Genomic DNA, 9,472 nt, shown 5'->3' on the forward strand with positions numbered 1-9,472 from the left:
TATAATTTCTATGCCTCCATATGCATTACCGACCTAAAAACCCAAATACATCAATTTTTGAAATGCCTTCCTCTCTTACACTGAACCTACCACTTAAGGCTTAGGGGTGCTAAATGGTTCCTACGATTTAGAACCTCCTAAATAAGCTTTTTATAATAACAAGCGGAATACTCCGCATCACACTGGAGAATAACTGTGAAGACAATTACCACAGATATCGCAGTCATCGGCGCAGGCGGCGCTGGTCTTCGTACAGCTATCGCTGCGGCTGAAGCTAATCCTGAATTGGAAGTAGCACTGATTTCTAAAGTTTACCCAATGCGTTCGCACACGGTAGCAGCAGAAGGCGGTTCAGCAGCAGTAATTAAAGACGAAGATAGCCTAGATAACCACTTCAACGATACTGTTGGCGGTGGCGACTGGCTATGTGAACAGGATGTTGTTGAATACTTTGTTGAAAACTCGACTCGCGAAATGATCCAAATGGAACAATGGGGCTGCCCATGGAGTCGTAAAGAAAACGGTGAAGTAAACGTACGCCGATTCGGCGGTATGAAAGTAGAAAGAACGTGGTTCGCAGCGGATAAAACCGGCTTCCACATGCTTCATACTCTGTTCCAGACTTCGATGAAGTACGACACAATCAAACGATTTGATGAGTACTTTGTGGTGGATTTGATCGTTGAAGATGGCGAAGTACAAGGCCTAATCGCGATTCATATGTCTGAAGGTGAGCTTGTTACGATTAAAGCGAAATCTGTTGTATTAGCAACCGGTGGCGCAGGTCGTGTTTACCACTGCAATACTAACGGCGGCATCGTAACTGGCGACGGTATGGCAATGGCTTATCGCCACGGTGTACCACTGCGTGATATGGAGTTCGTTCAATACCACCCAACAGGCCTACCGGGCACTGGCATCTTGATGACCGAAGGTTGTCGTGGTGAAGGCGGTATCATCGTCAACAAGAACGGCTACCGTTACCTACAAGATTACGGCATGGGCCCTGAAACTCCAGTGGGCGAGCCGAAAAACAAATACATGGAACTGGGTCCTCGTGACAAAGTTTCTCAAGCATTCTGGCACGAGCAGCAGAAAGGCAACACCATCAAGCACCCGCTTGGTGATGTCGTACACCTTGACCTTCGCCATCTGGGTGAAGAGTACCTGCAAGAGCGTCTTCCGTTCATCTGTGAGCTTGCAAAAGCGTACGTAAACGTAGACCCAGCAAAAGAGCCAATCCCAATTCGCCCTACCGTTCACTACACCATGGGTGGTATTGAAACTAACGGTACGTGTGAAACTCGCATTAAAGGCCTATTCGCCGTTGGTGAATGTGCTTCAGTTGGCCTACACGGTGCAAACCGCTTAGGTTCTAACTCTCTGGCTGAGTTCGTGGTATTTGGCCGCGTAGCCGGTGAACAAGCCGTGAAACGTGCCGCTGAATTCAAAGGCTGGAACGAAGAGGCTATCACTAAGCAAATTAAAGCGGTTGAAGATCGCATCGCAGGCATCTTGGCTCAAGAAGGCGATGAGAACTGGGCTGACATCCGTACTGAAATGGGTCACACCATGGAAGCGGGTTGTGGTATCTACCGTCAAGAAGACTTGATGCAAGAAACCATCGACAAAATCACTGAACTGAAAGCGCGCTACAAGAAGATCAGCATTAAAGACAAAGGCAAAGTGTTCAACACTGACCTACTTTACGCTATCGAAGTGGGTTACGGCCTTGAAGTTGCAGAAGCGATGGTTCACTCAGCGATCCTTCGTAAAGAGTCTCGCGGTGCACACCAACGTCTAGACGACAACTGCACAGAACGTGATGACGTGAACTTCCTGAAACACTCTCTATCTTTCTACAACGAAGATGCTGCACCAACCATCGACTACAGCGGCGTTAAGATTACTAAATCTAAACCTAAAGCTCGTCTATACGGTGAAGCAGCCGAGAAAGCCGCTGCCGCTGAAAAAGCAGCAGAAGAGAATGCGAAGAAGAGCGAAGAGGAGCAAGCATAATGTCAGCGAATCGAATCCAAAAAATTGAAATCCTGCGTTATGACCCTGAGCACGATGCAGAACCTCACTTTCAAACCTTTGAAGTTCCGTTTGATGAAACCATGTCAGTACTTGATGCGATTGGTTACATCAAAGATAACCTAGATAAAGACCTGTCTTACCGTTGGTCTTGTCGTATGGCGATTTGTGGTTCTTGCGGCATCATGGTTGATGGCGTGCCAAAACTGGCATGTAAAAGCTTCTTACGTGACTACCCGAATGGCTTCAAGATTGAGCCTTTGGCTAACTTCCCAATCGAGAAAGATTTGATTGTCGACATGACACCGTTCATCGAGCGCCTTGAAGCAATCAAGCCATACATCATTGGTAACGACCGCAAGCCAGAAGACGGCACTAACATCCAAACTCCAGAGCAAATGGCGAAGTACAAACAGTTCGCTGGCTGCATCAACTGTGGTTTGTGTTACGCAGCGTGTCCTCAGTTTGGTCTAAACCCTGAGTTCATCGGCCCTGCGGCACTTGCTCTTGCTCACCGCTACAACCTAGATAGCCGTGACAATGGTAAAGCTGAACGTATGAAGCTTATCAATGGCGACAATGGCGCTTGGGGCTGTACGTTTGTAGGTTACTGTTCTGACGTTTGTCCGAAGAAAGTAGACCCAGCGGCTGCAGTAAACCAAGGTAAAGTTGAGTCTTCAATGGACTTCGTTATCTCGATGTTCAAACCTGATGGCGAACCGGTTAAAGCGACGGAGGAAGCGTAATATGAGCAATCGTAAACCTTATGTTCGTGAAATGAAGAGAACGTGGTGGAGCAACCATCCGTTCTACCGTTTCTACATGCTACGTGAAGCGACTGTACTGCCTTTGATTCTATTCACTCTGTTCCTAACCTTCGGTTTGGGTTCGCTAGTGAAAGGGCCTGAAGCGTGGGAAGGCTGGTTAAGCTTTATGGCTAACCCTGTCGTTGTTGGTATCAACATCGTTGCACTGCTAGGCAGCTTACTGCACGCTCAGACCTTCTTCAGCATGATGCCTCAAGTAATGCCAATCCGCCTTAAAGGCAAATTGGTAGATAAAAGAATCATCGTACTGACCCAGTGGGCAGCGGTGGCATTTATTTCTTTAATCGTTCTTATGGTGGTGTAAGGAGCTTCGTTATGAACACAAATTACAAAATGAAACCTGTTAACCACCTTAAGTCTGTTAACCAAAACCCTAAACGCTCTGATGAACCAATCTGGTGGGGCCTATTCGGCGCTGGCGGTACTTGGTTCGCGATGATCACTCCGATCACGATTCTAGTGCTGGGTATCTTAGTGCCTATGGGCATTATCGATGCCGATGCAATGAGCTACGAACGTGTGTCTGAGTTTGCCACCAGCATTATCGGTGCGCTATTCATCATCGGTACGCTAGCACTGCCAATGTGGCACGCAATGCACCGTCTTCACCACGGCATGCACGACCTTAAGTTCCACGTCGGCGTTGCAGGTAAAGTTGGCTGCTACTTCGTTGCAGGCCTAATCAGCGCGTTGTCTGTTATCTTCATCTTCATAATCTAACAGTTAAGAGCAGATTCGGGATTCGAGTAATCGAGATTCGAAGAGCTAAAAGCAGATTCGAGATTCGGGTAAACGAGTATCGAAGAGCTTAAAAGCAGAAAAGCGAAAGCAGAGCTAGGTTATCCAGCTCTGCTTTTTTATTGCTTGTCGAATCTCTTATCCTCTAACTCGCTCTTGCTCTTCTTGCTCTTCCCGCTCTTCGTATCTCGTATCTCGCTTACTCTCATCTATCCCTTCCGCTCTTCGTATCCCATAACCCGTTTACTCGCATCTGCCCTTTCCGCTCTTCGTATCCCGCATCTCGCTTACTCGAATCTGCTCTTCTGCTTTTCCTGATCGCCAGATACAAAAAAGGCCGCTCATGAGCGACCTTTTCTATTTCACTGAGCCATCCTAAACAAGATGGACACAATCAAATTATTTTACACGACCAACGTATTCGCCAGTACGAGTATCAACTTTAACAACTTCACCGATAGCGATGAACAGAGGTACACGAACAACCGCGCCTGTTGCTAGAGTTGCAGGTTTACCCCCCGTACCCTGTGTATCGCCTTTCAGGCCAGGATCAGTTTCAGTTACTGGGATCTCAACAAAGTTTGGCGGAGTAACAGTGATAGGGTTATCATTCCACAACGTTAGAGTACAAACGTCATTTTCAACTAACCATTTTGCTGAATCAGCGACTGCTTTTACGTCTGCTGCGATTTGCTCAAATGTTTCGTTGTTCATGAAGTGGTAGAATTCGCCATCGTTGTATAGGTAGCCTAATTCAACGTCAACAACATCTGCAAGCTCGAAGCTTTCGCCTGACTTGAATGTTTTCTCTAACACTTTGCCTGACAGCAGTTTACGAAGTTTTACACGGTTAAACGCTTGGCCTTTACCTGGCTTAACGTATTCATTGTCGATAATTGCGCAAGGCTCATTATCTAACATGAATTTTAAACCGCCTTTGAATTCATTGGTGCTTACTGACGCCATGATTTTCTCTTCCACATCTTTGAGTTAATTTCAATGCCGCATATCATAACCCGAAAAGTCGAATCTGTTGAGCAAAACTGGCTCAAACAACTATCGAATGCGATCTCTGACCCGTCAAAACTGCTTGAGGCATTGGAAATAGACCCAACACCGTGGCAAGCAGGCTTCGCTGCTCGTGAATTATTTGCACTTAGGGTACCCCTTAGCTTTGTCGAACGAATGGAAAAAGGCAACCCGCACGACCCTCTATTGCGTCAGGTGTTACCGCTAAACGAAGAGTTCGAGGTTCATCAAGGTTATTCCGCGGATCCATTGGAAGAGCAAGAAAACGCGATCCCGGGGTTGCTGCACAAATACAAAAATCGTGCACTGATGATCGTAAAAGGGGGCTGTGCGATTAACTGCCGTTACTGCTTCCGCCGTCACTTCCCTTATCAAGATAACAAGGGCTCGAAGTCTGTTTGGCAAACCAGTCTCGACTATGTAGCCCAACATCCCGAGATAAACGAAGTTATCTTATCCGGTGGCGACCCGTTGATGGCAAAGGACAGTGAACTAGAATGGCTGATCAATGCCATCGAACAGATTCCACATGTGAAAACCGTTCGAATTCATAGCCGATTACCAGTTGTGATCCCTGCTCGAGTGACGGATGAACTGTGCCAATTGTTAGCTCAAACTCGCCTCAATGTGGTGATGGTCAGCCATATTAATCATGCTAACGAGATTAACTTAGAACTTAAGCAAGCCTTTCATAAGCTTAAGCAAAGTGGGGCGACTCTGCTCAATCAAGGCGTGATGCTAAAAGGTGTAAATAACAGCGCTAACTCATTGAAAGAATTAAGCGAAAAGCTATTCGACGCCGGTGTTTTACCTTACTATATGCATGTACTTGATAAAGTTCAGGGCGCCGCTCATTTCTATATTTCAGATGAAGAAGCCAAGCGTCACTTTAAGGGATTAATCTCTGAGGTTTCTGGCTACCTCGTACCTAAGTTAACTCGTGAAATTGGCGGACGCAGCAGCAAGACGCCACTCGATCTACATATTGAATAAAGAAGTTGCCGAAATGAAGACGTATCCGAAAAACAAGCCATCCTCACACAGAGGTTTTACTATGATCGAATTGGTCATCGTAATTGTTATTTTAGGCATTATTTCAGTGACTGCGGCGTCGAAATTTCTCAATCTACAGAGTGATGCTCGTATTTCAGCCCTTCAAGGTTTGAGAGGCGGTATGCAAAGTGCTGCTGACATGGTTTACCCGATTGCAATTCAGCAAGGTTTAGAAAAGTTAAGCGCTGCTAAAATTACAATCGAAGGTGACAACATAGAACTTGCATATGGGTACCCAGCGGCAGACTCAGCAAATGCTTGGAGTCTGTTGATTGAAAGTACTTTCGCAGATTCCATATTTAATGCGAATGATCCTGCTGAATGGTATTTCCATAATACTTCTAAAGAAATACCATGGATTCGTTTCATGACCAAAAGTAAGAAGAAATCTTCGGAAGACTGCTTCTTACTTTACAACGAAGCAACCTCTTCTTCTGCGCCTAGCTTTGAATTAACGACAAACGGCTGCTAGATTTTAAGTCATCACGAACAATCGTTAAGACAAAAATTTTTTGTTCGATCGTCCGGTCTATTATTAGCATACTCGGCTCTATTCTAAATTTTTAGGAGGGGTGATATGTCACAATTTATAGAACAAACTCTCAACCTTGCCCCCTTTAGCTGGGCAGGCCTCGCAGCATGCATGTTATGTGGTTCTTTAATCGGAATCGAAAGGCAAACACGCGGTAAACCCGTCGGAATCCGAACGTCGATTCTGATCATCAGTGGTACCTATTTCTTCCTCACGATGGCGATTAGCCTTTCTCCTAACACGCTCGATCAAGCTCGTGTGCTTGGTCAGATCATTACTGGGGTAGGTTTCCTTGGCGCTGGAGTCATGATGACACTGGATGGTAAGATTCATGGTGTCACTTCAGCCGCGATTATTTGGGTACTCGCTGCATTAGGTATGATGATTGCCTTAGGCCATCTCTCTCAGTCTGTCATCATCACGCTAATGGCACTGGTTATCCTGCTTGGTGTCGACAAGGTGGAAAACAGTTTCCAAAGCCTGCGTCGTGGCGTTCACCAAAAGTGGATGAGAAAAGGTCGCGTGAAGAAGTAACCTCTCTCCTTGAATGAGATTTACTAGACACAATTCCTTAGAGACAAAAAAGAAGCCTAGTCACACGACTAGGCCTTTGTGTATCCAACTCATTAATACACCTGAATACACACCTGGTTCTTACCTGCAGCCTTGGCCTTATAGAGCTGCTCATCAGACGAACGAATGCTCTGGTTTTCCCACAAGTGCCCGACACTGTCGAACTTATACAGAGAGTAGAGCGTCGCGCCACCAGAAACAGAAATGTTCACCTTGTCACCTGTTGGGCATCGATAACTCTGTAGGCTAATGTCGTTTTGAATTCGCTCAAAGATCGACGAAAGCAACTCCGAAGACTCACCCGTGATCGCGACAACAAACTCTTCACCACCAAACCGTGCCACGATATCTTGCTGCCTAACGCTGTTCAGCATCAACTGAGCAACATGGCAAATCACCTCGTCCCCCGTTTTGTGGCCATACTGATCATTAACCACTTTGAAATCATCGATATCAAACACACCAACACCAATAATCGGCTGTTCATCCTGAGCCAGTAATCGAGCTTCAAAGCCACGTCGATTCAGTAAGCCCGTTAATGGATCGCGCATTGCTAGGTCATTCAAACGCTGGTGTTCTTGTCTTGTATAAAAACGCCATAGCCATAAAACCGAGAGCAAATACAAAACCAACAGTATCGAAAGCTGAATCTTCTCCATCGCCAATACATGCAGAAAGTGCTCGATCTTATCTTCTTCAATGCTCAGGTATAGCTGGGTGTTAATGTCATCAACATAGAGAGGCTTGGAATAGGTAAAGTCCATAAACCCGTACTTGTTTGCGCCTCGAGTACTGGTGACTTTATAACCATGGGTAGGGTTCGATACGAGGTTAGAGACATAGCCATCGACACCCAATACCCCTTTAAACTCGCCATTAACGTAGATCCCTTTGGTTAAGGTCACCACTTTCTTACCTGTTAAGTAATCATCGTATTGACCGGTATACACTACCTGATCTTGGCCTTGAGCTAAGCCAAAGCGAATCGTATTAATCCAATATGGTCGGCTATTTACGACAGAGTCGAACGTATCGCCTTTCATATATTGGGCAATATCGGAGGGGGAAGAGATAATAAACTTATCTTTCGAAATGAAGTAAATCGCAGAGATGGTCTCTATGGTATTGGCAAAATAAGCCATGGTCGGCGCGATGAACAGGCGCTTCCCCGCCTCGGTATAAAGGTCCGATTTCGGGTCGCACATCTCGCGAGGGCCAGAGAACATAAAGTCAAAGCGAGGGGCATGCTGCTCTTCACTGGTGAAATAGCACGTTTCATCTTCGATCTTTTTCTCATGCGAGAATACGTAGGTGTCACCATGCAGTGGGTAGAGCGCAGTGATGTTGTACTCAAGCGCATTAATGATCTGTGTGAGCTCCGCTAAAGAGCGTGTCACGCCTTGGTTTTCGATTCCATACTGTTTATCTGATTCTTCCGCTGAATCAACGAGCAACAAGCTCAAAACTACTAAAAAACTGGCGGTAAGGCCTAAGAAAGCCTTTTTAAAATCGACGGTATGGGGATTAATCAAAGCATATAAATCATCGTTAGGAATTTATCGCACATTGTACTTATAAGTAAAAATACTGCAATAGCAAATATAAAACAGAATGCTTATTGAGTCATTTGAGATATGTGAGTTAGGAATGGAATGGAAAGCAATGACGCCTAAGCTCAAGGGCTTAGGCGTTAATAGGTTTAAACATTGAAAGCTTTAAGCCTTACTAAAAAAAGCAACTCGCCAATAGGGAGTTGAAAGGCTCACTACAATTTACTTAGCAAAGTTCACAATCGGGAAGCACGGGAAGAAACCGTTATCAGCACAGTTGATCAGACCAATCTGTACGCCTTCGATTTTGTTGGTTTTGTTGAAGATACCAACCTGAACCGTCGACACTTCTGAAAGGTTCGCCGCACCAACATCAACCATAGTGTTGCCTTCAGAGTAGTTTACGAAGCTCACGTTCGCGCCTTTCACATCATTGGTGATGTTCACTGCACCCAAGTTCAAACCTGTTGTTTTTCCTGGGTTCCAGTTGAATATACCCAAAGAAGCACCTGTCATTTCTTGGTTTACTTTATGCGCGCCAAAAATACCCAAGTTCACACCCGTCGTGGTTTGTGTTTCTGACATACCCACAACCGCAAGATCGACACCTTTAACGTCGTTCACTTGTCCGTGAAGCAAAGCCAAGCGCACACCGCCAACCGCATCTGAATCCGGAGCATTAAAGCCGTTGATCGTTGAAAACATAACAGGCGAAGAAGCAAATGCCGCCGGTGCCATTACTGCTGCAGACACAGCAAGTACTGAAAGTAATTTTTTCATTGGGGAGTCTCCACTGACTTATTGTTGACTTGATTAATCCATTTTTAATCAAGCATTTATTATCCTTTATTCAACAGCTATCCATGTTAGATCAATGTCATAACTGTACTGTTGAATATAAGCCGCTAAGTCATAAAGAGCAATGGTTAAGAGTAGATCAAAGGAAGATGCGGGATACGAGTAAACGAGATGCGAAAAGAATAAGAGCGGATGAGAGATTCGAGTGGTGAGATGCGAAAGGCAAAGAGCAGAATGTGATATGGCCCCTAAAAAGTAGACACTGGGGTTTAGTTGATTAGTTCAAAGTCCATGGGACTCACTCCACCTAGAGTCCCATGTCTTCTTACTGGATT

Annotated in this window: 10 protein-coding genes; 7 read left to right on the plus strand and 3 right to left on the minus strand. The window is 45.4% G+C overall.

Annotated features, from left to right (window positions below; genetic code table 11):
* The first annotated feature begins 195 nt into the window (after positions 1 to 195).
* Genes frdA through frdD form a run of 4 tightly spaced genes read left to right on the plus strand, consistent with a single transcriptional unit; the run spans position 196 to position 3,584 of the window.
* Positions 196 to 2,019: a fumarate reductase (quinol) flavoprotein subunit gene (gene frdA, locus AACR09_RS19300; protein ID WP_193835567.1), complete on the plus strand. Its 1,824-nt coding sequence runs from the start codon at positions 196 to 198 to the stop codon at positions 2,017 to 2,019.
* Positions 2,019 to 2,783: a succinate dehydrogenase/fumarate reductase iron-sulfur subunit gene (locus tag AACR09_RS19305; protein WP_004733343.1), complete on the plus strand. Its 765-nt coding sequence runs from the start codon at positions 2,019 to 2,021 to the stop codon at positions 2,781 to 2,783. Before frdA ends, AACR09_RS19305 begins: the two co-directional genes overlap by 1 nt.
* 1 nt (position 2,784) lies before the next feature.
* The gene (frdC, locus tag AACR09_RS19310) at positions 2,785 to 3,168 is read left to right on the plus strand and encodes a fumarate reductase subunit FrdC (RefSeq protein WP_004733341.1); all 384 of its coding nucleotides are present in this window, start codon (positions 2,785 to 2,787) and stop codon (positions 3,166 to 3,168) included.
* An 11-nt stretch (positions 3,169 to 3,179) separates the two neighbouring features.
* A complete protein-coding gene (gene frdD, locus AACR09_RS19315) occupies positions 3,180 to 3,584 on the plus strand; it encodes a fumarate reductase subunit FrdD (RefSeq protein WP_193835568.1) in 405 nt (134 codons plus the stop codon).
* A 417-nt stretch (positions 3,585 to 4,001) separates the two neighbouring features.
* Here frdD and efp read toward each other — a convergent pair whose 3' ends face one another.
* Entirely contained in the window at positions 4,002 to 4,568 is a 567-nt protein-coding gene (efp, locus tag AACR09_RS19320; protein ID WP_004733338.1) for an elongation factor P, read from the minus strand.
* A gap of 33 nt (positions 4,569 to 4,601) precedes the next feature.
* Here efp and epmB point away from each other — a divergent pair, with 33 nt between their 5' ends.
* From epmB to AACR09_RS19335, 3 genes are all read left to right on the plus strand, one after another.
* Positions 4,602 to 5,624, plus strand: a complete 1,023-nt coding sequence (epmB, locus tag AACR09_RS19325; RefSeq protein WP_193835569.1) for an EF-P beta-lysylation protein EpmB — start codon at positions 4,602 to 4,604, stop codon at positions 5,622 to 5,624.
* Between the two features lie 13 nt (positions 5,625 to 5,637).
* Positions 5,638 to 6,156 (plus strand): prepilin-type N-terminal cleavage/methylation domain-containing protein, encoded by a 519-nt coding sequence (locus AACR09_RS19330; RefSeq protein WP_102572174.1) that lies wholly within the window; start codon positions 5,638 to 5,640, stop codon positions 6,154 to 6,156.
* 105 nt (positions 6,157 to 6,261) lie between these two features.
* A complete protein-coding gene (locus AACR09_RS19335) occupies positions 6,262 to 6,750 on the plus strand; it encodes an MgtC/SapB family protein (protein WP_004733333.1) in 489 nt (162 codons plus the stop codon).
* A 92-nt stretch (positions 6,751 to 6,842) separates the two neighbouring features.
* On the opposite strand, the gene AACR09_RS19340 is transcribed toward AACR09_RS19335, so the two are convergent.
* Together AACR09_RS19340 and AACR09_RS19345 are read right to left on the minus strand one after the other, a co-directional pair.
* Positions 6,843 to 8,321 carry a sensor domain-containing diguanylate cyclase gene (locus tag AACR09_RS19340; protein WP_193835570.1) on the minus strand — a complete coding sequence of 493 codons (1,479 nt, stop codon included), beginning with the start codon at positions 8,319 to 8,321 and terminating at the stop codon, positions 6,843 to 6,845.
* A 240-nt stretch (positions 8,322 to 8,561) separates the two neighbouring features.
* Positions 8,562 to 9,119, minus strand: coding sequence for a VC2662 family protein (locus AACR09_RS19345; RefSeq protein WP_004733330.1), 558 nt, complete (start codon positions 9,117 to 9,119; stop codon positions 8,562 to 8,564).
* Between the last annotated feature and the right edge of the window lie 353 nt (positions 9,120 to 9,472).

Source organism: Vibrio sp. OPT20 (assembly GCF_963889365.1).
In the GTDB taxonomy this organism is placed as follows: domain Bacteria; phylum Pseudomonadota; class Gammaproteobacteria; order Enterobacterales; family Vibrionaceae; genus Vibrio; species Vibrio splendidus.

Excerpts from the sequence above, each read along its gene's own strand:
- AACR09_RS19305 (WP_004733343.1), top strand. The coding sequence starts at position 2,019 with ATGTCAGCGAATCGAATCCAAAAAATTGAAATCCTGCGTTATGACCCT.
- AACR09_RS19345 (WP_004733330.1), bottom strand. The coding sequence starts at position 9,119 with ATGAAAAAATTACTTTCAGTACTTGCTGTGTCTGCAGCAGTAATGGCA.
- AACR09_RS19335 (WP_004733333.1), top strand. The coding sequence starts at position 6,262 with ATGTCACAATTTATAGAACAAACTCTCAACCTTGCCCCCTTTAGCTGG.
- AACR09_RS19330 (WP_102572174.1), top strand. The coding sequence starts at position 5,638 with ATGAAGACGTATCCGAAAAACAAGCCATCCTCACACAGAGGTTTTACT.
- epmB (WP_193835569.1), top strand. The coding sequence starts at position 4,602 with ATGCCGCATATCATAACCCGAAAAGTCGAATCTGTTGAGCAAAACTGG.
- efp (WP_004733338.1), bottom strand. The coding sequence starts at position 4,568 with ATGGCGTCAGTAAGCACCAATGAATTCAAAGGCGGTTTAAAATTCATG.
- frdD (WP_193835568.1), top strand. The coding sequence starts at position 3,180 with ATGAACACAAATTACAAAATGAAACCTGTTAACCACCTTAAGTCTGTT.
- frdC (WP_004733341.1), top strand. The coding sequence starts at position 2,785 with ATGAGCAATCGTAAACCTTATGTTCGTGAAATGAAGAGAACGTGGTGG.